Source organism: Pseudomonas sp. G2-4, assembly GCF_030064125.1.
Classification (GTDB): Bacteria; Pseudomonadota; Gammaproteobacteria; order Pseudomonadales; family Pseudomonadaceae; genus Aquipseudomonas.
Genome location: NZ_CP125957.1, coordinates 2,456,021 through 2,481,098, shown reverse-complemented (window position 1 = coordinate 2,481,098; position 25,078 = coordinate 2,456,021). Strand labels below are relative to the sequence as shown.

The 25,078-nt window shown below is 60.1% G+C and carries 23 protein-coding genes and 1 pseudogene; 11 read left to right on the top strand and 13 right to left on the bottom strand.

The window, feature by feature from the left end; all coding sequences use genetic code 11:
• Window positions 1-56 precede the first annotated feature (56 nt).
• Together QNH97_RS11255 and QNH97_RS11250 are read left to right on the top strand one after the other, a co-directional pair.
• Window positions 57-875, top strand: coding sequence for an autoinducer binding domain-containing protein (locus QNH97_RS11255; protein ID WP_283556872.1), 819 nt, complete (start codon window positions 57-59; stop codon window positions 873-875).
• Between the two features lie 39 nt (window positions 876-914).
• Entirely contained in the window at window positions 915-1,532 is a 618-nt protein-coding gene (locus QNH97_RS11250) for a LysE family translocator (protein WP_502944519.1), read from the top strand.
• A gap of 34 nt (window positions 1,533-1,566) precedes the next feature.
• Here QNH97_RS11250 and QNH97_RS11245 read toward each other — a convergent pair whose 3' ends face one another.
• The gene (locus QNH97_RS11245; RefSeq protein ID WP_283556870.1) at window positions 1,567-4,461 is read right to left on the bottom strand and encodes a sensor domain-containing phosphodiesterase; all 2,895 of its coding nucleotides are present in this window, start codon (window positions 4,459-4,461) and stop codon (window positions 1,567-1,569) included.
• Window positions 4,462-4,648: 187 nt separating this feature from the next.
• A pseudogene (locus tag QNH97_RS11240) lies at window positions 4,649-6,392 on the bottom strand (OPT family oligopeptide transporter).
• A 422-nt stretch (window positions 6,393-6,814) separates the two neighbouring features.
• Here QNH97_RS11240 and QNH97_RS11235 point away from each other — a divergent pair.
• The 4 genes from QNH97_RS11235 (at window position 6,815) to QNH97_RS11220 (ending at window position 10,320) form a co-directional block, all read left to right on the top strand.
• The gene (locus QNH97_RS11235) at window positions 6,815-7,051 is read left to right on the top strand and encodes a hypothetical protein (protein ID WP_283556869.1); all 237 of its coding nucleotides are present in this window, start codon (window positions 6,815-6,817) and stop codon (window positions 7,049-7,051) included.
• Between the two features lie 114 nt (window positions 7,052-7,165).
• Window positions 7,166-8,932, top strand: a complete 1,767-nt coding sequence (locus QNH97_RS11230) for a S8/S53 family peptidase (protein ID WP_283556868.1) — start codon at window positions 7,166-7,168, stop codon at window positions 8,930-8,932.
• A 57-nt stretch (window positions 8,933-8,989) separates the two neighbouring features.
• Window positions 8,990-9,151 (top strand): DUF2986 domain-containing protein, encoded by a 162-nt coding sequence (locus tag QNH97_RS11225; protein WP_283556867.1) that lies wholly within the window; start codon window positions 8,990-8,992, stop codon window positions 9,149-9,151.
• 122 nt (window positions 9,152-9,273) lie between these two features.
• On the top strand, window positions 9,274-10,320 hold the full coding sequence (locus QNH97_RS11220; protein ID WP_283556866.1) for an alpha/beta hydrolase family protein: 1,047 nt from the start codon (window positions 9,274-9,276) through the stop codon (window positions 10,318-10,320).
• Between the two features lie 51 nt (window positions 10,321-10,371).
• On the opposite strand, the gene QNH97_RS11215 is transcribed toward QNH97_RS11220, so the two are convergent.
• Window positions 10,372-11,241, bottom strand: coding sequence for an NmrA/HSCARG family protein (locus QNH97_RS11215; protein ID WP_283556865.1), 870 nt, complete (start codon window positions 11,239-11,241; stop codon window positions 10,372-10,374).
• A gap of 136 nt (window positions 11,242-11,377) precedes the next feature.
• Between QNH97_RS11215 and QNH97_RS11210 the strand changes: the two genes are divergently transcribed.
• Window positions 11,378-12,253, top strand: coding sequence for a LysR family transcriptional regulator (locus tag QNH97_RS11210; RefSeq protein ID WP_283557465.1), 876 nt, complete (start codon window positions 11,378-11,380; stop codon window positions 12,251-12,253).
• Between the two features lie 53 nt (window positions 12,254-12,306).
• Here the strand turns inward: QNH97_RS11210 and QNH97_RS11205 are convergent, their stop codons facing one another.
• On the bottom strand, window positions 12,307-12,678 hold the full coding sequence (locus QNH97_RS11205; RefSeq protein WP_283556864.1) for a winged helix-turn-helix transcriptional regulator: 372 nt from the start codon (window positions 12,676-12,678) through the stop codon (window positions 12,307-12,309).
• Window positions 12,679-12,787: 109 nt separating this feature from the next.
• On the opposite strand from QNH97_RS11205, the gene QNH97_RS11200 reads away from it, so the two are divergent.
• Both QNH97_RS11200 and QNH97_RS11195 read left to right on the top strand, forming a co-directional pair.
• Entirely contained in the window at window positions 12,788-13,522 is a 735-nt protein-coding gene (locus tag QNH97_RS11200; protein ID WP_283556863.1) for an SDR family NAD(P)-dependent oxidoreductase, read from the top strand.
• A gap of 72 nt (window positions 13,523-13,594) precedes the next feature.
• Window positions 13,595-14,194, top strand: a complete 600-nt coding sequence (locus tag QNH97_RS11195; RefSeq protein ID WP_283556862.1) for an NADPH-dependent F420 reductase — start codon at window positions 13,595-13,597, stop codon at window positions 14,192-14,194.
• A 172-nt stretch (window positions 14,195-14,366) separates the two neighbouring features.
• Here the strand turns inward: QNH97_RS11195 and QNH97_RS11190 are convergent, their stop codons facing one another.
• From QNH97_RS11190 to QNH97_RS11180, 3 genes are all read right to left on the bottom strand, one after another.
• The gene (locus QNH97_RS11190) at window positions 14,367-15,143 is read right to left on the bottom strand and encodes a creatininase (protein ID WP_283556861.1); all 777 of its coding nucleotides are present in this window, start codon (window positions 15,141-15,143) and stop codon (window positions 14,367-14,369) included.
• A gap of 90 nt (window positions 15,144-15,233) precedes the next feature.
• Window positions 15,234-15,785: a VOC family protein gene (locus tag QNH97_RS11185; RefSeq protein WP_283556860.1), complete on the bottom strand. Its 552-nt coding sequence runs from the start codon at window positions 15,783-15,785 to the stop codon at window positions 15,234-15,236.
• A gap of 46 nt (window positions 15,786-15,831) precedes the next feature.
• Window positions 15,832-17,262 (bottom strand): purine-cytosine permease family protein, encoded by a 1,431-nt coding sequence (locus QNH97_RS11180; protein ID WP_283556859.1) that lies wholly within the window; start codon window positions 17,260-17,262, stop codon window positions 15,832-15,834.
• A 333-nt stretch (window positions 17,263-17,595) separates the two neighbouring features.
• Here QNH97_RS11180 and QNH97_RS11175 point away from each other — a divergent pair, with 333 nt between their 5' ends.
• A complete protein-coding gene (locus QNH97_RS11175; RefSeq protein WP_283556858.1) occupies window positions 17,596-18,264 on the top strand; it encodes an FMN-dependent NADH-azoreductase in 669 nt (222 codons plus the stop codon).
• A gap of 8 nt (window positions 18,265-18,272) precedes the next feature.
• Here the strand turns inward: QNH97_RS11175 and QNH97_RS11170 are convergent, their stop codons facing one another.
• Both QNH97_RS11170 and QNH97_RS11165 read right to left on the bottom strand, forming a co-directional pair.
• On the bottom strand, window positions 18,273-19,214 hold the full coding sequence (locus QNH97_RS11170; RefSeq protein ID WP_283556857.1) for a LysR substrate-binding domain-containing protein: 942 nt from the start codon (window positions 19,212-19,214) through the stop codon (window positions 18,273-18,275).
• Between the two features lie 88 nt (window positions 19,215-19,302).
• Window positions 19,303-19,917: a DUF1989 domain-containing protein gene (locus QNH97_RS11165; protein WP_283556856.1), complete on the bottom strand. Its 615-nt coding sequence runs from the start codon at window positions 19,915-19,917 to the stop codon at window positions 19,303-19,305.
• Window positions 19,918-20,045: 128 nt separating this feature from the next.
• Between QNH97_RS11165 and QNH97_RS11160 the strand changes: the two genes are divergently transcribed.
• The gene (locus tag QNH97_RS11160) at window positions 20,046-20,915 is read left to right on the top strand and encodes a LysR family transcriptional regulator (protein ID WP_283556855.1); all 870 of its coding nucleotides are present in this window, start codon (window positions 20,046-20,048) and stop codon (window positions 20,913-20,915) included.
• Window positions 20,916-20,956: 41 nt separating this feature from the next.
• Here QNH97_RS11160 and QNH97_RS11155 read toward each other — a convergent pair whose 3' ends face one another.
• From QNH97_RS11155 to QNH97_RS11140, 4 genes are all read right to left on the bottom strand, one after another.
• Window positions 20,957-22,567 carry a gamma-glutamyltransferase family protein gene (locus QNH97_RS11155; protein ID WP_283556854.1) on the bottom strand — a complete coding sequence of 537 codons (1,611 nt, stop codon included), beginning with the start codon at window positions 22,565-22,567 and terminating at the stop codon, window positions 20,957-20,959.
• 77 nt (window positions 22,568-22,644) lie between these two features.
• Window positions 22,645-23,424, bottom strand: coding sequence for an amino acid ABC transporter ATP-binding protein (locus QNH97_RS11150; protein WP_283556853.1), 780 nt, complete (start codon window positions 23,422-23,424; stop codon window positions 22,645-22,647).
• Window positions 23,425-23,426: 2 nt separating this feature from the next.
• Window positions 23,427-24,203 (bottom strand): amino acid ABC transporter permease, encoded by a 777-nt coding sequence (locus QNH97_RS11145; RefSeq protein WP_283556852.1) that lies wholly within the window; start codon window positions 24,201-24,203, stop codon window positions 23,427-23,429.
• Between the two features lie 12 nt (window positions 24,204-24,215).
• Window positions 24,216-25,022, bottom strand: a complete 807-nt coding sequence (locus QNH97_RS11140; RefSeq protein ID WP_283556851.1) for an ABC transporter substrate-binding protein — start codon at window positions 25,020-25,022, stop codon at window positions 24,216-24,218.
• Window positions 25,023-25,078 lie beyond the last annotated feature (56 nt).

Sequence of the window (25,078 nt, the reverse complement as noted above, 5' to 3'; positions counted from 1 at the left end):
GAAGGTTTAAAACCACCTACCCAATGGGGTAGGCAGGCGCCAGGATGCCATCGGCGATGGACCGCACCGACATGCGATGGCACTGGCCCTGCAGGCTTTCCAAGGGGATTTCACTGGGGTATAACAAACGTCGGGAAACGGCATCCGGAAATGGAGATTCGATGCGTACTTGGCTCGAAAACCTGCTGGCATGGACAAGCTCGGTCAAAGATGAGCAGGACTTGGTGAACGGCGTTCAACGTGTTGCCTGGGAGTTGGATTTCGAATGGTTTTCGTTCGGTATCTGCACAGCCCTGCCTTTTTCCAACCCCATCATGCAGATGCGCTGCAATTTCTCGAGCACCTGGCAACGCCGCTACAGCGACGCCGATTTCCTGCTTGTCGACCCTTCAGTACAGCGCGCGCGCGCCTGCACCACACCCTTTTTGTGGCAGGGAGAACTCCTGCGCAAGATGCCGCAGTTCTGGGAAGAAGCTCGCGCCGCAGGCCTGAGATACGGCTGGGCCTGCTCGCGTACCAATGCCTCGCGCCACCAGAGCATGCTGACGCTCGCCCGCAGCAGCTCTACGCTGGATGTGGCCGAACTCAATGCCAAGGAACTCAAGATGCGCTGGCTCGCCGAGACTATCGCGCCAGTGATGGAAAGGCTGCTGATCACCCCGTCACACCAGGCCCAGCATTACCGGCTGACCGCACGGGAAATCGAGGTGCTACGTTGGACGGCCGATGGCAAGACGCAGGAAGAGATCGCGCAGATCCTGGCCATCTCCTTCGACACCGTCAAATTCCATGTGAAGAACGCCGTGGGCAAGCTCGGCGCCACTAACAAAACCGCAGCGGTGGTCAGGGCAGCCGTTCTGGGCATCATCAGTTGACCCCACACCTACCTCACAGGGAGCGTCACCGTGTTTCCAATGGATATCTGGTTCACCTACACCACAGCTTGCGTGCTGCTGGTCCTCTCTCCAGGCCCTGACAATTTGCTGGCGATAGGACGCGGGCTCAGCCAGGGTCGCCTGGCTGCCCTCGTGTCGGGCCTGTCGTCTGGCCTGGGTATCCTGTTTCACGTCACCACCGCGTCGCTGGGGCTCACGCTGTTGATCCAGACCTCGACCGTCGCCTTCTGGGTGGTCAAGTTGGTGGGGGCCGCCTACCTGCTCTGGCTCGGGATCAAGGTGCTGCGTTCCAGGAGCCTGGTGAGCTTCGCACCCGCCGCGCGGCAGCCCCTGCGAAACATATTGCTCACAGGTTTCCTTTCCGCGGCGCTCAATCCCAAGCCAGGGTTGTTCGTGCTGGCGTTCATCCCTCAATTCATCAATCCTGCACTCGGCTCGGTCACTGTGCAGATGCTGGTCTACGGGTTCTGGTTCGCTCTGCTGACGGCCGTGGGATTTTCGTTGATGGGCATCTTCGCCACCCGCCTGTCGCAATACATTTATCAACGCCCTCGTCTCGCCAGCGGACTCAACCTCGGCGCGGGGTTGACCTTCATCGTGTCAGGACTTTCCATCGCCGCTCTGAGCCAGAAATGATCGCCCAGGCTTCTTCGGCGTGACAGACGTTCGTCTAGCGATCGAGCAGCGAAGTCGCCAGCAATGCCTCCAGCCCCATCGGCTTGGCAAAATGATAACCCTGGGCCTGCCCGGCCCCCATCTCCCGCAGCAGGAGCAGCGTTTCCTCGTCCTCGACACCTTCGGCCACCACGCTGAGGTCGAGTGATTCGGCCATACGCACAATCGCCCGGACGATCGCGCGGCTGCGGGAACTGGTGGTCAGTTCGAAGATAAACGACTTGTCGATCTTCAAGCCGCTGAAACGGTATTGATGCACATAACTCAGGGATGAAAATCCCGCGCCGAAGTCATCAAGCACCACCGACATGCCGTTATCGGCCAATTGCTGCATGGTCGCCCGGGCAATGGCCGGCTCCGCCACCAGCGCACCTTCGGTCAGCTCCAGGCAGATCCGCGACGGCGCAACCCGGTACCGGGCCAACAAGGCAAGCACGTCGTCGGCGAAGTCCGGGCGCGTCATGCTGTAGCTGGAACAATTGACGTGCACGGGCGGCCAATTGCCGTGCTGGGGTTGTGCGAGGATGACCGCGATGCTGGTGAGCATGTACAAGTCCAGCCGACCAATCAGGCGCAAGCCCTCGACATCCGGCAAGAACTGGCCCGGCGCGATGATCCGCCCGCCCGGCTGGTGCCAGCGGATCAGCGCTTCAAGGGCTAACAGTTCGCCGGTTTCGACGCTGACGATCGGCTGGAAGTAAGGCAGCAGTTCATCGGTACGCTTGAGCGCATTGCGCAAGGCCCCTTCACGCTCGACCTGGTCCGAGACTTCGCGGCGCACTTCCTGGTTGAACACCGCATAGCTGTCGCGCCCGGCACTTTTGACCCGGTACATCGCCGCATCCGCATCGCGCAGCAAGTCGGCCGGCTCGTGATGGAACTGACTGTCGGCGCTGACAATGCCGATACTGCAGGACGAAAATACCTCATGGCCGTTGATGAAAAACGGCAGGTCGAACACCGCCAGGATCCGCTCGGCGATCTCGACCACCACCTCCAGCGGCGCCTCGGGAGCCAGCACCGAAAACTCATCGCCCCCCAGGCGGGCCAGCATGTCGGAGTCGCGCAAGCAACTGCGCAGACGGTGGGCCGCCTGCATCAACAGCAGGTCGCCAAAATGGTGGCCGAAGCTGTCATTGACCATTTTGAAGCGGTCGAGGTCGATGAACATCACCGTCAGTTGCCCGCCTTCCCTCTCGAACCGCGACCAGGCCAGGTTGAGGCGCTGTTGCAGGTAGGTACGATTCGGCAGCCCGGTCAGCGCATCGTGGGCGTTTTCGTGTTGCAACTTGGCGTTGGCATGATCGAGTTCACGGGTGCGGTCCTGCACCCGGGCTTCGAGCTTGAGGTTGGCGGCATGGATCGCTTCAGCCGCGGTGCGGCGCGACAACGCGGTATCGATGTGCCGCGACACGAACGTCAGCAGTTCCTGATCGCGCAGGGTATAGCGCACCTGCGAGGTATAGCTTTGCACCGCCAACACACCCCGTACCACATCGCCATCGAACAACGGAATGCCCAGCCAGGAATGGAATCGGACGGACTCGTAGGACATTTCGAGTTCACCCTGCGCTGCCAAGCGATCTGCATCAAGGGGATCGATCAGGCAAGGTCGACGCTGACGGATAACGTACTCCGTCAAGCCCCGGCGCCCACGGCGCGCCATCGGACGGGTCGTTTGCCGCTCATCGATGTAATACGGAAAAGTCACTTCATTGATCGTGTCGTCGAACAGCGCGATGTAGAAGTTCTGTGCCGACAGCAGGTCACCGACGATGCCATGCAAGGTTTGAAACAACTCAGCCATGTCCCCGGGCTGGCTCGACAGCTCAGCAATCTGGAACAGCGCGCTCTGCAGATGCTCGGCGCGCTCCCGGTCGGCCACTTCCTGCCGCAATGCGTCGTTGACCGCCGAAAGCTCAAGGGTGCGGCGCCTCACCGTCTCTTCCATGCCCTCTCGGTTCAGAATCCGGTCCAGCGCCATGGCCACGTGGCGGACCACCACCAGAAACAGCGCGCGGTCTTCAGCGCTGTAGGTTCGCGCAACGTCGTAGACCTGCATGGCAAGCATGCCAAACACCTCATCCGAGGCATTTTTCAACGGTGCGCCCATCCAGAATTCCGGACGATCACCCACGCAATAGAATCGACCCTCGGCCTGGGCCGCGCAAATACCGGCGGCGTCGATCAGCAATGGCTGGCCACTGGTCAACACCTGGCCGGTCAACGACAGGTGCGAAGGGTCAAGGTATTCGTAGTGTTGGGACTCCACCGCATCCACGTCGATGATGTCGACGTAATACGGATAGTCAATCTTGCCGCTGCGCGGGTCATACAACGCCAGGTAGAAATTCTCGGCGTCGATCAGACTGGCGAGCAGCTGGTGGACCCCCACCAGGAACACCGACCGATCACGGGTCGAGCTGGCCAGGTAGGTAATCTCATACAGCACACGCTGAGTAATCTGGGCCCGGGCAAGGGTATTGGTTTGTACCTGGATGCCCAAGCGCTGGGCAAACTCGGCGAGCGCTGGTTCCGCGGCATCGTTGACGGGTGCCAGTAGCCAACCCAGCACACTTTCGCCTTTACCGGTGGGCCAGCGGTGCAACTGCCAGGTCCGGCAGAAGGTTTCAAACTCGCCATTGGCCACGCTTGGCGGCCACTGCACGCGAGGGTCGCCTTGCCCGACCAAATGCATTTGTTCGCCGGCGCGATAAACCGCCCACTGGGTGGTGTGGGCCCAGTTGCGCGCCGACTCCAGCAATTGCTCAATCGTGTCTTCGTCGCCAACGTACGCCATGCCGAAAGCATCCGAGTTTTCTTTATGGAGAGGTGCGGCCATGTAATCGTTCGATGGTCGCGGGGGATCGCTCAATGGACGAAAACTCATCAGCGCTCCCTGAGCCAGAAATGGCGATATTGACTGACTGATTGTCTGCAATATGCCAGTGAGCCTTCGGTTTAAAGCTTCTAGAGGGTTTTTTCAATTGTTTTATTCGCTTGGGCGCCATCTAAACCCACTCGTGTTCGATCGTTGTAGGGCGTTGCCTTGGATTCGAGCGAGCAGCGAGCTGCCATCACCCATTCCCAACCATCTGCCACAACGACGCCCCCACCCCGGTAATGCTCTCGCCGGCAATCAAACCCGCCGCTGCGGTGATGGCGAAGCGTTCTGTGAGGCTTGGCCAACCCCGGCTCACGACCCAAGTGATCACGGCGCCCAGCGCCATCATCAGCGACACCGAGGCTGGCAAGACGAAGGCCAGCCCCAGGGCCGCGGTACTTGGCAGGTAGCGGGCGCGACGCTCGGGTAACAGGCTGTCGAGCATCCCCAGCAGCAAGCCGGCCACGCCGCCGATGAAGATCGCCCAGCGAATGCTCGCTGACAACGAATCCAGCCCCTGGGTCAGGGTTTGCGCCACGGCTTTCCAAGTGGCGACCGCCGGGGCCGGCCACTCTTCGGTGAGCAGCATGGCTTGCGGATCCGGGATCAGGGCCAGGTAGGCGAACACGCCGACGATGCTGCCGACGAAAATCCCCAGCGTCTGGGCGATCAACTGTTTGCGCGGCGTGGCGCCTATCGCCCGGCCCACTTTGAAGTCGTTCATCAAGTCCGTGCACTGCCCGGCCGAACCGCCGGCGGTGTTGGCGCTCATCAGGTTGATCGGCACCTGCCCCGGCGCGACGATGCCGAAGCTCAACTGGGACAACTGTCCGATGGCGCCGATGGGCGGAATGCCCCGTGGCGCCGACCACTCGGGCGGCCACGGCAGCCAGGCAGATCGCCAAGGGAATGGTCAATAAGGCCATCCACAGGTTGATGCCGAACAACAGCGCTTGCAGGCTCACCACCAACACGATCGCCAAGGCGAAACCGGCCGCCGGCCCAGCCTTGGGCACCGCCCATATCCGCCCACCGTCCGCCTTGGTGGACTGGCGCAAGGCCCACAAGCGAATCGCCAGGGAGGCCAGGGTCGAACAGACCATCAGGCTTACGCCCGGCCACAGCAGCCATTCCACCAACGCAGCGAACTGCGGGCCGCTGCTGTCGGGCGGCAGCTGCACCAGGCCTTGCTCCAGCAACCACGGCGCCAGCCCGCCCCAGGCCAACAAGGCGCCGAGCAGCAGGGTCAGGCCAACGCGAATGCCGATGATCCCGCCGAAGCCCACTAACAGCAGCGAAGGGTCAGCGGTAAACGTCAGGCGCTCCAACTGAGGGGTCGGCGACCAGCGTGGGAAAGCCCACATGAAGGTATCGACCCACTTGACCAGCGCGGACAACAACGCGGCGCTGAGCAGCACCTTCAAGCGCGTCGCGGCTTCGTGACCGTGGTTGTAGATGTGCAGCAGGGTTTCCAAGGTCGCCATCCCCTCGGGAAACTTCAGCGCCTTGTCATTGAGCAGCGAGGGCCGCAGGTACCAGGCGATCCAGATCCCGAGGAAGCTCACCGAAAAGACCCAGGCGATCATCGGGATGGCGTCGAGCTGTTGACCGGTTAGCAAGGTGTAAGCCGGGATAGGCGCGACCAGCCCACCGGAAATGATCGACGCGGCGGCGGAAGCCACGGTCTGGTTGATGTTGCTTTCGTGCAGGGTCCAGGGCAATTGATCGGCTGAGCGTCTGGCCAAGCCTTGCCAGAGGCCATAGCCGATCAGCAAGGCAATGATCGACATGTTGAACGACCAGCCGATCTTCAACCCAGCGTAGACATTGGACGGTGTCAGCAGGATACCCAGCACGATCCCCGTCGTGACCGCACGCAGACTGAGCTCGCGCTCGACAGGAAGGCTCAGGGGAATCGATGGCGAGGTTTCAAGCATGCGAATTCCTTATCGGCAATGAGACAGCGCGATCACTCAACGCGACGACTTAACAAGTGAACGCAGTATTGGCCCAAGGTTCACATGACAGAGGGAAGCTGTGCCGTGCCCATGTCCATTCGCAGACATAAAAAAGCCCCGTAACCGAATGGGGTACGGGGCAAGGAATTGGTTGGTTGCGGCCAACCAAAGGAGCACGGTAAGAAGCGTCTGCGGGAGCCTGAAAGAGAGCGGCGTCACCGGTTGCCCTTGTCAGTGCAATACCTTGAGCCGCCTGTTCGATGGGTGAGATTCTGCGGTCATGGCCAACAAAGAAGAACTTGCGTTTATTGATGGTCACTATTACTTCTAGCAATAGTTGCGCGCCGTGCAGATGAATGCACACTCAATCACAACTGGAAAAGATAGCTGAGGCTGCTTCATTGAGAACTTTTGACCTGATCCGCGACGCGGTCTTGCCCGATTTCCGTGAGCGAGTGGCCGATTACTTGATCCAATACGAAACCATCCTGTTGTCCGAAAACGCCCCCGACGCGGAGCTTATGCGGGACACCGCCAATCAATTGCGCGGTTATCTGCGCGGGCTGAACACTACCCGGGTGTTGGGGATGGCGGATTGGGAGGAATTGGATAGGCGAGTGGTGAATACGTGGCTGTAGGGCACGATCAAACAAAAGCGTCGACGCAGACCTGCGGGATCCCCCTCTGAACGAAGCAAGCCATGTGGCAGTCGGAACAACAGACCCTTCGACTCCGACAAAGAAACCTGGCCCATGCCCTTACGATCCGCTGCCCTTGCTATGTTGTTCACGTTGGCTGCCAACACCGCGGCCGCTGCCCCCGAGCCGCTGCGGCTGGAAAGCCTGACACGCTGCGGCGATCTGCTGGATGGCCGGCGCCAGGATTGGTGCCTGACGGTGCGCGGGCTGGGTGATGGAACGCCACAATTGAAACTGGGGGGAAAGGCGATCCCGGCCGACGCGATCCAGCGCGAAGGGGCAAAGTTGCGGCTGCGCCTGGACAGCGCCTCTTACCAGAGCGGCCCTCTCTGGCTCGAAGACGGCCCGCGCGCCAGCAATGCAACCTGGCTGACCCTGCGCAACAGCCACGTACTGGCCGCGGGGCCGGAGGAAGTGGCGAAGAACATGGACGGCCTGACCACTTACGTCGATCTGGTCAGCGTGCTGATCGAGGAAGATCGCGATGGCCCCCAGGAAGCTGAACGTCTTGCCGATAAGTACGGTGCGAAGGTGGTCGGCAGCATCGCTCCCCTGAACCTGTACCAACTTCGCCTGCCGGCCAGGGACTTGGTGCAGCGCGATGCGCTGGTGCTGCGTCTGGGCAGCGAGACTGGCGTGGATGCCGTGGTGATCGAGGAGTCTGCGGCAGAAGAAAGCGAGCAAGCCCCCGCTCGCCCTGAAGAGCCGAAGAAACCGGCCCTGGAGTCCGACGAATGGGCCGCGAACCGTTTTCTTGACGCGGTGAACTATTACCAGCGGCGCATCCCTGGGCAGCAGGCACCCAGCCGACCGCAACCCGTGCGCATCGGCTTGATCGAGCGCGACGTGGATTTCGACACCGCAGATTTTGCCGACTACCTCGGTGCCTGCTCGATGCCGCGCACCTGCGTCTATGCCCGCGATTCGGATAAGCCCGACAACCATGGCACCACCGTCGCCGGCATCCTCGCCGCGCGCTGGAACGACGGCGGCAATACCGGTTTTCTCCGTGGCCTGGACAAGGCAAGCGGCGGCTTCGAGGTCATCGTCGACCGTAACTCCGATGCCGGGATCACCGCCAACATCGCCGCTTCGGTCAACCTCGTGGAGGACGGCGTACGCGTGCTCAACTGGAGCTGGGGCATCCACCGCGTAGGCGCGAAAGACATAAAGGGCGATGAAGTCGACTCCCTGCTGCGCTCGGGCATCGCCATGGGCGGGTACGAGGAACTGCTGGAGGAGTTCTTCCTCTGGTTGCGCAAGGAGCATCCCGACGTGGTGGTGGTGAACTCCGCCGGCAATGGGTCTTCATTCTCAGGCACCGATGAGTACCGCCTGCCCTCCTCCTTCATCACCGAGCAATTGCTGGTGGTCGGCGGGCACCAGCGCAGCGAGCGTGCCGGGGTCGCCGTCGACGATCCGGCCTTTGCGGTCAAACGCAGTTCCTCGAACATCGACATGCGCGTCGACATCACCGCTGCCGCTTGCGCCCACGCTTCGACGATCGGTGCTGGCCAGGAAGGTGCCGTGCATTGCGGTACATCCTACGCCACGCCCATGGTCGCGGGCCTGCTGGCGGCGATGCTGTCCATCAATCCGCAACTTCAGCCCGAGCAGCTACGCATGCTGCTGCGCCGCAGCGCCATGACCATCGGGGACAATCACGACTTCGAACAGATGGACGGGGAAGACCTCACCGCGCCGATCCTGCCATCGGAGCGCAGCTACCAGCTCAACGACAAGGACGTGGGCCGTTCGGCGCGGCTAGACATGCAAAAAGCGCTGGATCTGGCGGAGCAGAGCCGCAAGCGCGTGCGTTGAATCCGGCCCGCCAGTTAAGCTGATATCATCCTGAAAACTGCAGCCGGATAGAACAGCATGAATCGCCGCAAAAAAATCAACCAGCTCTTAAAAGCCAACGCCAAAAAGGCCAGTGCCAAATTGGCGCCCAAAAACAAATCCAAGTACATCAGTAAGGCTGACCGACTGAAACTGGCGACTGAGTCCAGTGACGACTCGATGGTTTCTGCCGAGAGCTGATTGGCGTAATCTTCGGCGCTACTTATTTGCCGACACACCGCCCAGGATTTCGCCCCACACGAGTGGGGGTTCGCCTAACGGCGGGTTTCGGTGCAGTTGTTCAATCAAGGAAGATCACAACTTTGAAAGCAGCTTTTTGCGTCCTGTTCCTGTTCTCTCTATCTGCCAGTGCATTGGCTGACGTTAACCCGGTCGGCTTCCGGTCCTCCACCCTGCCAGACATCCACCATGACCGCGCCCTTGAGATGGTCGTCTGGTACCCCAGTGCAACGACCGCCAAGGCGCAATTGATTGCCGATGATGTTGTGTTTGTGGGGGCTTCTGCCGTTCGTGATGCGCCACCCTCTGCCGGCCAACATCCTTTAGTGGTGCTCTCCCACGGCTTCAGGGGCAACTGGGGCAACCAGACTTGGCTTGCCAGTGAGCTGGCCCGTATGGGCTACATTGTTGCGGCGGTCAACCACCCTGGCACCACGACCCATGACCGTAGCCCTCAAGCAGCGGCGCAGTTATGGCTGCGCCCTGTCGATTTGAGTCGAGCCATCGACGCGATCGTGACGCAACCCGAGCGATTCGGCATGGTCGCGGATCGCCGAATTGCTGTAGTAGGCCATTCGCTCGGCGGCTGGACGGCCCTGGAAGCCGTCGGCGCTCGTTTCGACCCCGACCGCTTTGCCCTTGACTGCAAAAGCCATCCACTCTTGTCCAGCTGCACCGTCTACCAGCAAATGAACCCGGAAAGCCCCCCCGAATCGAAGGCCAAGTTGACGGCCGATTGGCGCGATAAACGCATCACCGCTGTGGTTACGTTGGACCTGGGGCTTTCACGCGGGCTGACCGATGAAAGCCTTTCGGCGCTACCAGTGCCGGCGCTAGTGATCGCTGCCGGCGTACCGTCGCAGGAACTGCCCGCTCAGTTGGAGTCCGCCAACCTGGCTCAGCGCCTGCCTCAAGCGTCAAGCCAATACGTCGAAATCAACGACGCAAGCCACTTCAGTTTCTTGTCGGTATGCAAACCGGGCGCGCAGGCATTGCTCGAAGAAGAAGTACCTGGCGATGGCATCATTTGCCAGGATGGCGACAGCGGTCGTTCACGCGGGGTGATCCAGCAGCAAATCACATCGCGGATTACCGAGTTTCTGGCGCAGTCGTTCAGTCAGCAAAAATAGTTTTTGCAAGCCGGCAACCCTCCCAGTTGCCGGCGTCCTTTCCCTCACTGTTCAAGCCCCGGCAATGGCTTGCTGGACAAAGTCTTCGTAGGTGCGCAGCGGGTGCCCAATGATGGCTTCCAGCCGATCCACTGTTCCTTCAGCGGCTTGCATGCCGAACGCCTGGATACCCGCCATCATCAGGCGCATGTCGTAGGCCAACCAGGCGGGGGCGTATGCGGCCAGTTGTCCTTCGAAGGCCGCTACATCGTCACCCCCGTAGGCGATCTCACGCCCCAGTGCGGCGCCCCAGATCTTTGCAACGGAAGCCCCGGTAAGAGCTTGCGGCCCGACCAACTCCAGCGTTACACGATCCAGCGCAGAAGCTGCCTTGTCGCGTCGCAGCAACTCTGCAACGGCCACCTCGGCGATGTCGCGCGCATCTATCATCGAGGTCCCCGCCGAGCCGATCGGCATTGGGTAAACCGAGTAGTCCTGGATCGTCTGCTGGACCATGCGTTCGTTTTGCATGAAGTAGGCCGGGCGCAGGATGGTTGCCGGCATATCAAGACTCTCGATCATGCGCTCGACCGTATGCTTGCCAGTGAAGTGCGGAACATGGGTGAACTTGTCGGCATGGATCACCGACAAATAGACGATGCGCTCGATGCCAGCCTCACGAGCGAGGTTCAGCGTGATGAGGGCTTGCGTGACCTCATCGGGCACCACGGCGTTGAGCAGGAACAGCGTACGCACCGACGCCAGTGCGGCGCGCATTGAAGGTACATCGGTGAGGTCTGCGACAACCTCTGTGACGCCCGCCGGGAAGGCCCGCTTACCCGGTTGACGCACGAGGGCCTTGACCTCGACGCCTGCGTCGGCAAGGCCTTGGGTGATGAGTGAACCAATGGTGCCCGTGGCACCGATCACGAGAATGCTCATTTTTGAATCTCCTGCATTGGATGTATGGGTCAGCAAGAAAGTCGGCAATCGGCTTTCGATGAAGAGAAAGTATTCCGTTGCACATACAAAACAAAGACCACAAAATCCAGACACCTCGTTTCAAAAATGGAACATCATGAACCTGAACGCCCTGATCGACTTCATCCTCGTCGCAACGAATGAGGGGCTGGGGAAGGCAAGCCGTGCGAGTGGCATTTCCAAAGCCACCTTGTCGCGGCGAATTTCCGATCTTGAAGAACAACTGGGCGTGAGGCTGATCGAACGCAGCGCGCGCGGCCTGAAACTCACTGAAGCCGGCGAGAGGCTGATGGCTCGAACTGAAGGTCCGCTGAGTGAAGTCACCGAAGCCATGACGGCGGCCCGCGAGGGTGTTTCGACACCGCGCGGACGCTTGCGAGTCGCTGCCCCGGTCCTGTTCTCCCAGCTAGCGATGGGCCGAATCGGGGCCGAATTCTGTGCCGCCTATCCGGAGGTCGAAATTGAAGTCGTGGCGGAAGACCGCATGGTGGACCTCGTAGAGGAACAATTTGACGTCGCTATCCGGATCAACCCGAGCCCGGACAGCAATCTGGTTGGCCGATGTTTCGCCAAGGACAGGCTGGTCGTCGTGGCTGCACCCGAAGTATCCAAGCCCATGCCCGGCGCGATCAGAGCCGTTCCCGGTGTCGTGACGTCGACGTTCCAGCCCACCCAGTGGAGTCTCGATGGAGGGCAGTTGGTCCTGGAGCCGATCCCCAAGCTGCGGTTCTCTTCGCTACTAATGGTCCGCGATGCGGCTGTCGCCGGTGGTGGTATTGCCCTTATTCCGCAATCCATTGCTTGGAACCAGCTCGCCCGTGGCGAGTTGGTCCAATGGGGCACGGTATCGGGTGTAGAACCCCAGCTCTGGGTCCTGCACACCTCCAGGCGCCTGGCTGCTCCGAAGGTTCGCGCATTCGTCGATTTCATTTGCGCTCAATACCCGGACATGTCCCTGGTGCTAAGGGGATAGAAGATCGCTCACGGTTCTCGGGCATCGATTCGCCGGAGAACATTCGCCACCTGCTAGGGCAAAATTTCGCGCTTGGCGAAGATGCCAGCCATTTCCGCCATATGCTCGGTTCCCCAAGTGCACAGCGGGACAATCGCTTCAGCCAAGCTAAGACCGAGCGGCGTCAGGGTGTAGTCGACGCGTGGCGGCACCTCCTTGTAGTCGGTCCGCGCCAGCACGTGATCGGCCTCCAGGTCCTTCAATGCCTGGATCAGCACCTTGTCACTGACGCCCTGGACCAAGCGCTTGAGTTCACCGTAGCGCTTCGGACCGTCACGCAGAAAAAACAGGACCAGCGGTTTCCACTTGCCCGAAATGATACGGAGCGTGGCGTCGAGTCCGCAGGAAAAACCGCCGGTACCGCAGGTTTGAATAGGTGTGGTCATTTGATACTTACCTAAAGGTGCATACTTGTCCTCAGGTTATCAGGTCTGCATAGTGGTCCTCAAGCAAGCGATTCCCTGTTTGCACTCAGCACTAGAGGAAATGCACATCATGACCAGACTGAATGGAAAGACCGCAGTGATTACCGGCGGCGCTACTGGAATCGGCCTCGCCGCAGCAAAGCGCTTCATTGAGGAAGGCGCCTTCGTCTTCATCTTCGGACGCCGGCAGGAAACGCTCGACGCCGCTGTGGCCGACCTCGGGCCCAATGCCCGCGCGGTGAGGGGCTCAGTATCCGATCTCGCCGACCTCGACCGACTCTACGCGGCGGTGAAGGCCGAGCGCGGAACCCTCGACATCGTCTTCGCCAACGCCGGGGCGGGAAGCCCGCTCGCGCTCGGCGAGATCTCCGCCGAGCACATTGACGCAACCTTCGACACCAATGTGAAGGGTACGATTTTCACGGTTCAGAAGGCACTGCCGCTGATGGGCCAGGGTGGTTCGATCATTCTGACCGGATCGAGCGCCGGCACCACGGGGGCCCCGGCATTCAGCGTCTACAGCGCGAGCAAGGCGGCCGTGCGCAACCTCGCGCGGACCTGGGCGCAGGACCTGAAAGGTAGCGGCATCCGGGTCAACGTGCTGTCGCCCGGGCCGACGGCAACCGAACTCGCAAAGGCTGCGCTAGGCGAGGAAGGCATGAAGGTCTTCGCCTCGATGAACCCGCTCCAGCGCATGGCTGACCCGGCGGAGATCGGCGCGGTGGCGGCGTTTCTCGCGTCGCAGGACAGCAGCTTCATGACCGCCAGCGAGGTCGCCGCCGACGGCGGCCTGGCGCAAATCTGACGCACTACGCCCGCCCGGTCGCTCCGTTCGATACTCGGAGCCCCCAAGGCGTGGTCAACCAAAGGAACCTATATGAGCTACGCAATTATTGGCTTCGGCAACATCGGCCAGGCGCTTGCCAAGGCGTTTGCCCGAAGCGGTATTGAAGTATCCGTTGCAACCACTCGTGACCCGGAAAGCTTTGCATCCGCTGCGGCCGCGATCGGACCTACGATTATTCCCAAAAAGCTGGCGGAAGCCGTCAAGGCGGACATCGTCTTTTTGGCCGTCCGTTTCGAGTCGCACGCGGATGTCGCGAAGGCGCTGCCCACCTGGCAGGGGAAGACCATCGTCGATGTCACCAATGCCTACGGCGTATCCCCCGAGGAACTGGGAGGCCAGCCGTCCTCCAGGGTCGTCGCACAGGCTTTCACTGGCGCTAGACTGGTTAAGGGCTTCAACCATTTGGTCGCTACCGTTCTTGACCAGGGCCCGGCCGTACAGGGTGGCAGGAGAGTTGTGTTCCTGGCGAGCGACGATGACGGCGCGGCAGCGGAGATTGGTGTACTTGCTGAAAAACTCGGTTTCGCGCCGATCACACTTGGCGGGCTTTCGGACGGTGGACTGCTTGTGCAGGCGCGCGGAAAGAGCTGGGGTCAGTTGATCTTCAAGGATTTGGTCAAGTTCGACTGAATGGTAATCGCAACTTTTGTGAAAGTCTCGACACTGAGCAGCGGCTAGGGTTGATGGCGCCTCCAGGCCGCCGGATGACATCAGCCCCGCTATTCAATGCAGCGTAACGAGAACATAGCGACATTGTTCCAAGTAACCTTGCCGCCGGCTTCGGTTTGCAAATGCGCACATCTCAAGGCATGGCGGCCAACCTGAACTCTGATCGGACCGCCTGGACGATGCCACGGGTGACATCGGCCACCAACAACCTCCCCTTGTCAGCGCTGGACCCCATCGCAGATGACAACACACCACTGGCTGGCACCCATTCGGTACGTGTCGGGAACATATCGTAAACCGGAAACTCAGCCGGCCCATGATCAGGAATCTTGTCCAAGTGCACCATCCCCGGGTGGTAATGCAGCATCATCGACGTTTCGATAACTGCCGCGTGTTCCAGTGCGATGCCCGGAAAGCCGTTCGGGAAAGTCTTGTCGAGGGTTTGTGACGTCACGAACTCCCAGTGCTCGAGGCGCATGACTTCCAGTCCGGCATCCGGGCCGATATCGCGCATCGCCAGCTCGATGCCTTCGGTCACGAACCACTGGTTCTCGTAGTGGCCGATCACCAGGACCAGGCGCTTCACGCCATGGCGATGAAACTCACGTACGGCATCCCGGACCATGGCAATCAAGGTCGCCCCATCCACGCTGGTTGTTCCGCAGAAGTGCTGCCCTCCTCCACACTTGGGCTGGGATTTGTAGCCGTAGGACAAGGCCGGAGCTACGACGCCGTCGATTTCCCTGGCCACCTCTTCACTGATTGCGCTGGCCAGCAAGGCGTCGGTGCCCAGAGGCAAGTGAGGCCCGTGCTGCTCAGTTGCTCCGATGGGCAGCAAGACCACTGCCCCTGAATGCACTCGGTGCTCATAGTCGACCCAACTGATGTTATCCATCCGGACATTGTTCATGGCTGTACTCCTGGTGTCTTTCCGAGCAGCGAAGCCCGGGCGTGTGACCTGCGGTCAGCGCCCGGACGATGCCTGTGATGCCGCGGGAGTTTATGCCCGGGGCGGATACCAGGACTCAGGCTCGGGATAGTCCCAATCGCCAGGAAAGGCATAGGTCTCAAATACCGTGGTGGTATCGGCCTCGGTGCCGAAGAACGCGAAATGATTCACGCCCATCCAGGAACCGGACTGCACGCACTTGAAGCCCCGGCGCTGCAGTTCAGCGATACGGTCTTCAAACGGGATGTTGTTGCAGTCATACGCAACGTGCTGGATGCCTTCGCCATGCTTGTCCAGAAAGTCGGCGAAAATCGTCGGGCCGGACACCGGCTCCATCAACTCCCAGATCATGTTTCCGGATTGGGCGAAACAGACTTTCAGCACAAACTCGGCCGGTTCACCGTGGTAAGTCTGGTCCTGGGTGTTTTCCGGGCTGAAGGTGTACACCCGCCACGGGCCGATCCCCAGCTTGAGCAAGCCATCCATGGTGCGCTTGTGGTCGCGGGTCACAATCGCAATCTCCACGACATTACCCAGGAACGCATCGATCTCGGCGCCGGCATTCAACGCAGCCAGCACATTGGTTTGTTCAAGATGAGACATTTGCAATAACCTCTTTAATGATTGAATCGTTTCACAGCACTAACGTTTACTTAGCCATCACCGACGAGTGAGCAACTTCTATTCGTCGCGAACGGTGCAATACGTAATACATACCGCCGCCCACGCCAAACCCTGCCAGCCAAGAAAAATCAATACCTCCCAATGCCATGGCAAGAGGGCCTTGAAGCGACTTAATGGTGCCCACTTGAAATAACCACGCCGCGAGCACGCCGGCTGAAAGTGCAAATACGCCTTTCCAGTTCACGTCAGTGCAGGCACTTTCCAGGTGATGACAATAAAGCGACTTCAGATCGACCTGTCCCCGGCGAATCAGGAAAAAATCGACCAGCGTGATGCCCGCCCAAGGACTGATCCACACCACGAAAAACACCATCAGGTTTTCGAAGGCATGCACAAACTCGCCCGATTGCAGGAACAGATAAAGGATGAACAGCGCCACCACGCCTGAGATCGTCGATACCGCCCAGCGTGGCACTCGTAGATCCAGGGACAACGTTGCCAATGCGGCCGAGTAAATGACCACGATGTTGGTGGCCACCGGGCCATGTAACAGTACAAGGAGTACCGGCAACGCCATCGTGCCGAAGACGGCAATGATCAGTTGCGCTGGATCCGAGCCGGCACCCGCAGACGCAATCGCCGCGCCAAGAAAGGCCAGCCATACGGTAGGCAGGAACATGCCGAGAAACGTCGACCGGAACACCTGGCCATCGGACAATTTGGTCTGGGTGAAACGGGTGTAGTCCGAGGCGTATACCAGCCAAGAAATCCCCCAGCCGATCCCGATCGCCGTCATGAGGCTACTCATGGCAGACAGCTTGCCAATGCCCACGACCGTGGAAGTCTGCCACTGGATATCCACATGGGTGAAGGCCAATCCGGTCATCACCACCATGATCAGGAGAATCACCGGCATGGTGTAGCGTTCAAAACACTTGATGGCATTGAAGCCCCAGGCCGCGATACCGACCTGAAGAACCATGACGACCAAGGCAATCGCGTACTTGAGCTCCATGCCACCATTGATGCCGACTCTTTCCAGGGCGGCCACCGCCAAATCAAGCACTACCCAGGTGTTGGTGGCGACCCATCCCATCGGCATCAGTACCTGCATGAGGGTGGGCAGGTAGGCACCGCGTCGACCGAACGCCAGCCGGGAAAGCACCATTTGCGGCACCCCCGTGCGGTGACCCATGATGCAGATGCCGCCGAACAAGGCCGCGCCCAACAGATTGCCGACGACGATCACCAGCAGGGTCTCAATCAGGCTCAACCCCAGCTGGATACCGATGGCACCCAACACCCAGTTGATCGGAGCCACATTCGCCCCCGCCCAGATCCAGAACTGGTCTAACGGTGTAGAAGTACGCTGGCAATCGGGCACGGGCTCGAGGCCCAGCGCATCATAATTGGCCTCATTCATTAAGCTATTTTCTGATTCGCGACGCGTTGACATTATTGTTTTCCTCGCTGACCGGCGACCACGTGAATCGCCCCGAGCCATTAAAGCGAGGTCTGCATGTTTAGGTAATTGATAATAACTAAACCGACCTTTAGAAAAATGCCCGCATTAAGTTCTTCTCAATTGCACAAACAAACCGAACATGAAACATCCACGCCCGCACCGAAAACCAAAGAGATGTCCAGATCGCCCAACAAAGAAAAATCGCTTATTGAGTTTTACTTAACGGCACTCAAATAAATGTCAATAGCCGAACACCTGAGGGGCATGGCCAACTTGTTCCAGTCGCTGAAGTAATTCCACTTCAGAATGAACAGGAAACATGAAATGACCACCCTTCTTCACATCGATGCCAGCGCACGATCCGACCGCTCACTGAGCCGTAAATTGTCCCAGGCATTTGTCGAAGCCTGGCTTGAACGCGACAGCAAGGCCCAGATCATCGCCCGTGACGTTGGACACAATCCGCCTCCCTTCGTGACAGAAGCCTGGATTGCCGCAGTCTTTACGCCAGAAGAGCACCTGACGCCGGAAAAGCGCGAGGAGATTCGCCTCTCGGATGAACTGATCGATGAGATAGATCGCGCCGACATCATCGTGATCGGCACCCCGATGTACAACTACGGCATGCCGGCCGCCCTCAAGTCCTGGTTTGACAAAGTGATTCGCATCGGAAAAACCTTCACCTTTGACTTGGCGCGCGGCGACTACCCCCTGGAGCCCATCATGAGCGGCAAGAAGCTGGTTATCCTGTCTTCCCGGGGTGAGTTTGGATTCGGTCCCGGTGGCGTTCGTGAAACCATGAACCACCTGGACACTCACATACAAACCTGTGCGCACTATCTGGGCGTGGACGAAACCCATGTCATCTCCATCGACTATCAGGAGTTTGGCGACGCTCGCCATGAAGCCTCCATCGCCAATGCTTTCGATGCCGTTCCGGTTCTGGTCAGGCAAATGATTGAAGAACGCCAAAGCCAGCTGTCTCCGGCTTGACTGTCTCCTCAGGACGTGAGCGCCAGTTGATGTCCTGCCAGGTCATTCAAGGCATTGCCCCTGAAGGACCTGGCCTCGCCCAGAAGCCATTCCCTGAACAATGACAGGCTGCGCCGTGGACTACCGCTGTGGCCTTCGATCAGGTGGTAGGTAAAACCTGGCAAGGTGGGGCCCTCTACCCGACGAATGCGCCCGGAGCGAAGCTCATCGTCAATCAACACATCGCTGCACAGCAAGGGCCCCAATCCCCGCTCCAGCGCATGCAGCGCGAGGGTTTCCTCGCTGTACCAGGAGATGCGCAGCTCCCCGGTCGTGCCGTGCTTCATCCCGGCCAGCCAGACTGACCATGAGGGCGCCTCGAGCGCCTGGTTCTTCCATTTGAACGCCAGTAGCGGGCGATTATGAAAGTCGCTGATCGTTGCGTTGCGGTCGACCGGGCAAATGCTCTTATCGGCGACCGCGATGAACCGGTCCTCGAACAGCACGGGGCCCTGCACATCGGCATCGACCGGCCCATATCGAATCGCCAGATCGACAGCGTCTGAACGCAGATCCACCACTTTCTCCGAGGCGTGGATGGACACCACGATGTTCGGATAAATCTCGTTGAACTTCGCCAGGCGCGGCATGAGCCATCGCTCCGCGAATGCCCGCGTGGTGGAAACCTGGACAGCATCACCCTCCCTTGCCCCGCCTAACAGGGCGAACGCTTGGGCAATCTGGTCAAAACCGTCTCGCAACAGCGGATAGATCGCTTTGCCGGCAGGCGTGAGGGTCACCGTCCGGCCCCTTTCCAGGAGCTTTTGCCCCAGCCCGTCTTCCAGTTGCCGAACTTGATGACTGACCGCGGCGACCGTTACAGAGAGCTCGTTCGCAGCGGAGGAAAAACTCTGGTGACGTGCTACAGCCTCAAACGCTCGCACGGAATTCAGAGGCGGTATTTTGCGCATGGTTTTCTCCGGACACCCGACTGAGGTGCTTATGACGACTTCAGTGTCCTGCTGACAGACAACATCCGCCAGCAGGTTTGGCGATCCGTCAGAGGATGCAGTAGTGCACAGCCTGGGGGCGCATGCCATTGACTGCCGTGATGTCCTGGGGGCAAGCGGACAGCACCACAATAACGTCCATTTCCGCTTTGAGGCAGACATATTGCCCAGGCTGACTGACAGGCTCGGCAAACGCAATCCGCCCGTCCTGATGAACGGGAACGTTCATGAAGAGGTTCAAGGGGCTCGGTGTTTCGGGCGCAATCAGGCCGATGGCATCCAGGGCTTGAAAGAGGTTTTCATTGCAACTGTCATGATGGCCGACAACGCCCAGTTGAACATAACGAGTCGGATCACAAGCGGCGACCAGCGTGTCGTGGATACCCGGTGTGGTGTCCTCGATAAGCGTCAGGATCTGGCGGCGTTTGTTGGTCAGGAAACTGTCACCTTGACCGGGGTTGAGCTTCAACCAGTAGGGACGACTGTGCTCCATGGACATGGCTTCCCGGAGGTCTTCCGGGTTGAAGGCCCAGGTGTCTACCACCTGTTTGCCAGGGGTGTTGATCACCTTGAGGATTTGCCCCTGATTCAACCGAATCGCGACACCCCGCCGAGCAGGCAAAAGGACCCGTTCACCGGGGCAAGTCGAGGCCATTGTATTCATGTCGCTGTTCTCCTTTGCGAGCTGATGGACGGCGGACCGTGTACCTGCAATCAAGGAAAACACAGAAGAAAACCTCAAACCAATAATATAAAGTGGCCTCGGTATAAGTTAAATCTATAGGGTGGCCCATGCGAATCCGGCAGCTCGAGTGCTTCAGAACCTTGATGATCCACGGCACCATGACCCGCGCGGCAGAGCTTTTGAATATTTCTCAGCCGGCCATCAGCAGTACCATCGCCAACCTGGAACATGAAACCGGCCTCAAGTTGTTCGTGCGCAAAGGCGGACGCTTGCAACCCACCCCTGAAGCCCGCTTGTTTTTCGTCGAGGCTGAACGGGCGCTGGAGGCCGTGGAGAAAACCCAGCGCATCGCCAAGGAAATCCGCACGGGAAAACGCGGCCATCTGGCGATCGCCGCCTACGCCAGCATCTCGATCCATTTGCTGCCCCGCTTGATGGCCGAATTCGCCAAAGAGCGCCCGGGCCTGGTGCTCAAGATCATCACCCGAAACTCCCAGTCCGTTCGCGAGTTAATCACTACGCAGCAATTCGACATGGCCATTGCCGAACTGCCGCTCGACTACCCGACATCGTGCATGGAGGTGATTGCCTATGAATGCCAGTGCATGATGCCGATCGGCCACCCGCTCACAAAACTGGACGTGATTACCCCGGCGGACCTGGATGGCGTGCCATTCGTTTCACTGTTCAAGGGCGACCCGATCTACCAGCAGTTGGCCATGGCCTTTTCGGCGTACGGGTCATCTTGGAACGTGGTAGCCGAAACAGAATTCTTCGCCACGGCATGTGAACTGGTCGGCGCCGGAATGGGTGTCGGGATCGTCGATCCGGTGGTCAGTCGGCCCTTCACCGGCAACCTGATCCTCAAGCCCTTCAAACCTGCCATCAAGTACGACATCGCGCTGCTGCTCCCCTCACAGGAGGAGCCGTCACAACTGGCGCGTGAGTTTGCGCACTACCTCAAGCAGCACCTTTGAAGGGCCTGGTGATCGTGAGAGCCGCGGCCATAAGCGCAAGCTTATAGGACCGCGATATGGGAATCCGCTCGGGGTTCAGTCCCACCACACAACACACCGCTGACCGGATCGCGCAGTATGATTTGACCGCGCCCATAGTCAGTCAGGTCGCTGGCGATCTGCACCTGATGACCGCGCCGGGCCAAGGCATTGGCCAGGTCGCGGGAGGCGCCTTGCTCGATACCGACCTTCATCCCGCCCAGCCATTGCCAACGCGGCGCGTCCAGGGCCGCTTGGGGGTTGAGGCCGAAATCCACCAGGTTCATGACCATCTGCACATGCCCTTGGGGCTGCATGTAGCCGCCCATCACGCCGAAAGGTCCGAGAGCCTGGCCGTTCTGGGTGAGGAAGCCGGGGATGATGGTGTGAAAGGTCTTCTTGCCTGGGGCCAGGCAGTTGGCGTGCTTCGCGTCGAGACTGAACTCCTGTCCACGATTCTGCAGGGCAATACCGCTGTCGGGCAGCACCACGCCGGAGCCGAAACCGTGGTAGTTGCTCTGGATGAAGGAAACCATGTTGCCCTCTGCGTCGGCGGTGGCCAGGTACACCGTGCCGCTGGCGTGGGGATCACCGGGCTTGGGAGGCTGGGCCTGTTCGCCGATCTGCCCGCGGCGTCGGGCGCTGTACTCGTCACTCAACAAATCAGCCACCGCCACGCGCATGTGCAACGGGTCGGTGATGTAGTGCAGGCCATCGCTGTAGGCCAGCTTCATGGCTTCCAGTTGGCGATGCCAGGTCTGCTGGCTGTCACGGTGATCGAAGCTGAAGCCTTCGAGTATCTTCAGCGCCATCAAGGCCACCAGGCCCTGCCCGCTCGGCGGGATCTCCCAGACATCGACCCCTCGGTAGTTGACGTGGATCGGCTCGACCCACTGGGCTCGATAATCCTTGAGGTCGGTGGATCGCAGGTAGCCGCCCGTGGCGCGGGAATGGGCATCCAGGCGCTCGGCCAACGCGCCGCGATACAGGCTTTCGCAGCGCGTGGCGGCCAGTTCTTCGAGGGTGCGGGCTTGGGCGGGGTTGCGGAAGATCTCGCCGGCCCGGGGTGCGCGGCCCTCGATCAGGAAGGTCTCGAACCAGACCTCCAGGACCGGATCGCGATGGGGGGTGAGCTCACCCACGGCGATCTGCCATTGATGGGCAACCACCGGTGACAACGCAAAACCGTCCCGCGCCAGGCTGATTGCCGGTTGCAGCAACTGGGCGAAAGGCAGCTTGCCGAAGCGTTGCGACAACTCGGCCCAGGCTGATGGGCAACCCGGGACCGTCACCGGGGTCCAGCCATAGGTCGGCATCTGATCATGGCCGGCCGCCTTGACCGCTTCGACACTCAAGGCTGCCGGGGCATGGCCATTGCCGTTGAGGCCATGCAACTGGCCCTTGCACCAGACCAAGGCGAAGGCGTCACCGCCAATGCCGCACCCCGTAGGCTCGACCACTGTCAGCGCCGCCGCCGTGGCGATGGCGGCATCGATGGCATTGCCGCCCTTTTGCATCATCTCGATGCCCGCCTGGGCTGCCAGGGGTTGGGACGCGGCGACCATGCCCCGACGGGCAAAAACGCTCTGGCGTTGCGACGGATAGGGGTACTCGTGAGCAGAAAATTTCAGCATGGCAAAGGCTCTTCAACACAAGGGTTCATTGATCGGGGTTGACTAGGTGGCGTTCCAAGTAATCAGACTGAGAAGGGTCATAACACCCGACTGAGAAAAGCCCGCGTACGAGGGTGAACGGGGTGGCTGAAGATTTGCTCCGGCGGCCCTTGCTCAATGAGCTCGCCCTGATCCAGGACTACCACACGGTCAGCCACTTCCCGGGCAAACCCCATTTCATGGGTTACCACCACCATGGTCATGCCCTCCTCCGCTAGCGCCTTCATCACTTGCAGCACTTCGCCAACGGTTTCCGGGTCGAGGGCACTGGTGGGTTCGTCGAACAGCATGGCCTGGGGTTTCATGGCCAGGGCACGGGCAATCGCCACCCGCTGTTGTTGCCCACCGGAGAGCATGGATGGGTAGTGGCTGGCCTTGTCTGCCAGGCCAACCCGTTCCAGCAAGCCACGGGCCTGATCCAGCGCCTCGGCGCGCGGGATCCCCAGCACCTGGATCGGCGCCTCGATGATGTTCTCCAACGCCGTCATGTGCGGGAACAGGTTGAAGCGCTGGAACACCATGCCGATATCCCGGCGCTGGCGGGCGATGTTGCGTTCCGAATCGCGCACCAGGCTGCCATCGGCCCGTTCGCGATAGCCCATGGCCCGGCCATTGACGCGGATGCGCCCGCCCTGGATGTCTTCCAGCAGATTGATGCAACGGATAAAGGTGGTCTTGCCGGAACCGGAGGCCCCAATCAGGACCACCACTTCGCCGCGCCGCACTTGCAGGGAAATGCCCTTGAGGATCTGCAGCTCGCCAAAGGATTTGTGAACCTCCAGTGCCTCGATGATCAGTTCTTCACTTTTGTGCGCCATGGTTAACGTTCCCTCAGCATTTTCAGGGTGCTACGGCCGAACATCCGCGTGGCCGCCGGTGGCGGTGATGATGGCCGATCCGACTGGCCGAAGCGGGCTTCCAGCCAGCGCTGGAAGAATCCCCAAAGTGTGGTCAGCAGCAGGAAATAGATCGCCACCACCAGGTACAGCTCGAACACCCGGAACGTCGCCGAAGTGACCATCTGGGTACTGAGCAGCAGTTCCTGTACGCCGATCACGCTGACCAGCGTGGTGTTCTTGAGCATCACGTTGAACTCGTTGCCCAATGGCGGAACGATGACCCGGAACGCCTGGGGCAGGACGATGCGCCGCATCAGCTTGGCGAACGTCATGCCCAGGGAGCGCCCGGCCTCGTATTGGCCCTTGTCCACCGCGCCGATGCCGGCCCGGATAATCTCGGCCATGTAAGCGCCTTCGTTGAGGCCCAGGGCAATGATCGCTGCCTGGATGTTGCCGGGAATCACCAGGCCAAACAGGTCGATATCTTCGAAGCGGAAAATCCCGCCGGCGGCCAGTGCGGTGTAGAGAAAAACAATCTGCACCAGCAACGGCGTGCCACGCATCAGCCACACATAAAAGCGCACCGGCAAATGCAGCAGTGGATTGCTCGACAACCGCAGCAGCGCTGCGGCCAGCCCGAGCGCACAGCCCAGCAACATGGCCAGCACGCTGATCACGCAGGTCAGCCAGAGCCCGGTGAGGTAGACCCCACTGGGCTGAAGCAGGTACTGCCAAAACACATCCCAATTGAAATTCATCGACGCCTTACCTCAATCGAGAGTGTCACTGGCGACATGCCATTTACCAAGGAGTTGGCTGTAGCTCCCATCGCTGCGCATGTCGCTGATCACCTGCTGCACCGCCGCCGTCAGTTGCGGATCGTCCTTGCGGATCCCGAGGCCGGTGAGAATCCGGCTGAAGGCTGGCACCCCTTCCTCGAACAGATCAGGTGCCATGGCGGCGTAATAACCGGCGGTTTCCACGGTGGTGCCGTAGGCGTCGACCTGGCTGATGCGCAAGGCCTGGAACGCATCGGTGTCGGTGTTGTAGACCACCAGCTTCATCCCGGGCTTGCCGGACTTGACCAGGGTTTCGTTCTCGGCATCGAGCAGGGTCTTGATGGTGGAACCGTTGAGCACCGCGACCTTGTGTCCGGAGAGGGCCGGGAGCGTCTTGAGGCCCTTCGGATTGCCCTTGGGCACGACCACCGCCTGGCTGGAGTACATGTAGTTGACGATATCGATCACCTCGCGGCGCTCGGGCTTGTCAAACAGCTGGTCGACGATCATGTCGCACTGCTTGGCCAGCAAGGCCGGGAGCAGTCCGGAGAAGGGAATGACGCGCCATTCGACCTTTTTGTTGCCCAGGCGCTTGGCGATTTCCAGTCCCAGGTCGACGGTCAAGCCCCTGGGCTTTTGCGCTTCATCGAAGGACACCAGGGGCGGCGAATCCATGCCTGAGCAATAGACGAGTTTGTCGACCTTGAGCAAGCGCTCCGGCACAACGGGCGCGGCAACCGCCCATTGAGCACAGAATCCCAAGGATAGAGCAGCAACCAACAGGTGGGGCTTATGCATGACCAGACACTCCAGTTCAGTTAGTAACGGGCAGTACTCAAAGTCAAAACACGGGC

Excerpts from the sequence above, each read along its gene's own strand:
- QNH97_RS11255 (WP_283556872.1), top strand. The coding sequence starts at position 57 with ATGGACCGCACCGACATGCGATGGCACTGGCCCTGCAGGCTTTCCAAG.
- QNH97_RS11250 (WP_502944519.1), top strand. The coding sequence starts at position 915 with ATGGATATCTGGTTCACCTACACCACAGCTTGCGTGCTGCTGGTCCTC.
- QNH97_RS11245 (WP_283556870.1), bottom strand. The coding sequence starts at position 4,461 with ATGAGTTTTCGTCCATTGAGCGATCCCCCGCGACCATCGAACGATTAC.
- QNH97_RS11230 (WP_283556868.1), top strand. The coding sequence starts at position 7,166 with ATGCCCTTACGATCCGCTGCCCTTGCTATGTTGTTCACGTTGGCTGCC.
- QNH97_RS11225 (WP_283556867.1), top strand. The coding sequence starts at position 8,990 with ATGAATCGCCGCAAAAAAATCAACCAGCTCTTAAAAGCCAACGCCAAA.
- QNH97_RS11215 (WP_283556865.1), bottom strand. The coding sequence starts at position 11,241 with ATGAGCATTCTCGTGATCGGTGCCACGGGCACCATTGGTTCACTCATC.
- QNH97_RS11210 (WP_283557465.1), top strand. The coding sequence starts at position 11,378 with ATGAACCTGAACGCCCTGATCGACTTCATCCTCGTCGCAACGAATGAG.
- QNH97_RS11205 (WP_283556864.1), bottom strand. The coding sequence starts at position 12,678 with ATGACCACACCTATTCAAACCTGCGGTACCGGCGGTTTTTCCTGCGGA.
- QNH97_RS11200 (WP_283556863.1), top strand. The coding sequence starts at position 12,788 with ATGACCAGACTGAATGGAAAGACCGCAGTGATTACCGGCGGCGCTACT.
- QNH97_RS11195 (WP_283556862.1), top strand. The coding sequence starts at position 13,595 with ATGAGCTACGCAATTATTGGCTTCGGCAACATCGGCCAGGCGCTTGCC.
- QNH97_RS11190 (WP_283556861.1), bottom strand. The coding sequence starts at position 15,143 with ATGAACAATGTCCGGATGGATAACATCAGTTGGGTCGACTATGAGCAC.
- QNH97_RS11185 (WP_283556860.1), bottom strand. The coding sequence starts at position 15,785 with ATGTCTCATCTTGAACAAACCAATGTGCTGGCTGCGTTGAATGCCGGC.
- QNH97_RS11180 (WP_283556859.1), bottom strand. The coding sequence starts at position 17,262 with ATGTCAACGCGTCGCGAATCAGAAAATAGCTTAATGAATGAGGCCAAT.
- QNH97_RS11175 (WP_283556858.1), top strand. The coding sequence starts at position 17,596 with ATGACCACCCTTCTTCACATCGATGCCAGCGCACGATCCGACCGCTCA.
- QNH97_RS11170 (WP_283556857.1), bottom strand. The coding sequence starts at position 19,214 with ATGCGCAAAATACCGCCTCTGAATTCCGTGCGAGCGTTTGAGGCTGTA.
- QNH97_RS11165 (WP_283556856.1), bottom strand. The coding sequence starts at position 19,917 with ATGAATACAATGGCCTCGACTTGCCCCGGTGAACGGGTCCTTTTGCCT.
- QNH97_RS11160 (WP_283556855.1), top strand. The coding sequence starts at position 20,046 with ATGCGAATCCGGCAGCTCGAGTGCTTCAGAACCTTGATGATCCACGGC.
- QNH97_RS11155 (WP_283556854.1), bottom strand. The coding sequence starts at position 22,567 with ATGCTGAAATTTTCTGCTCACGAGTACCCCTATCCGTCGCAACGCCAG.
- QNH97_RS11150 (WP_283556853.1), bottom strand. The coding sequence starts at position 23,424 with ATGGCGCACAAAAGTGAAGAACTGATCATCGAGGCACTGGAGGTTCAC.
- QNH97_RS11145 (WP_283556852.1), bottom strand. The coding sequence starts at position 24,203 with ATGAATTTCAATTGGGATGTGTTTTGGCAGTACCTGCTTCAGCCCAGT.
- QNH97_RS11140 (WP_283556851.1), bottom strand. The coding sequence starts at position 25,022 with ATGCATAAGCCCCACCTGTTGGTTGCTGCTCTATCCTTGGGATTCTGT.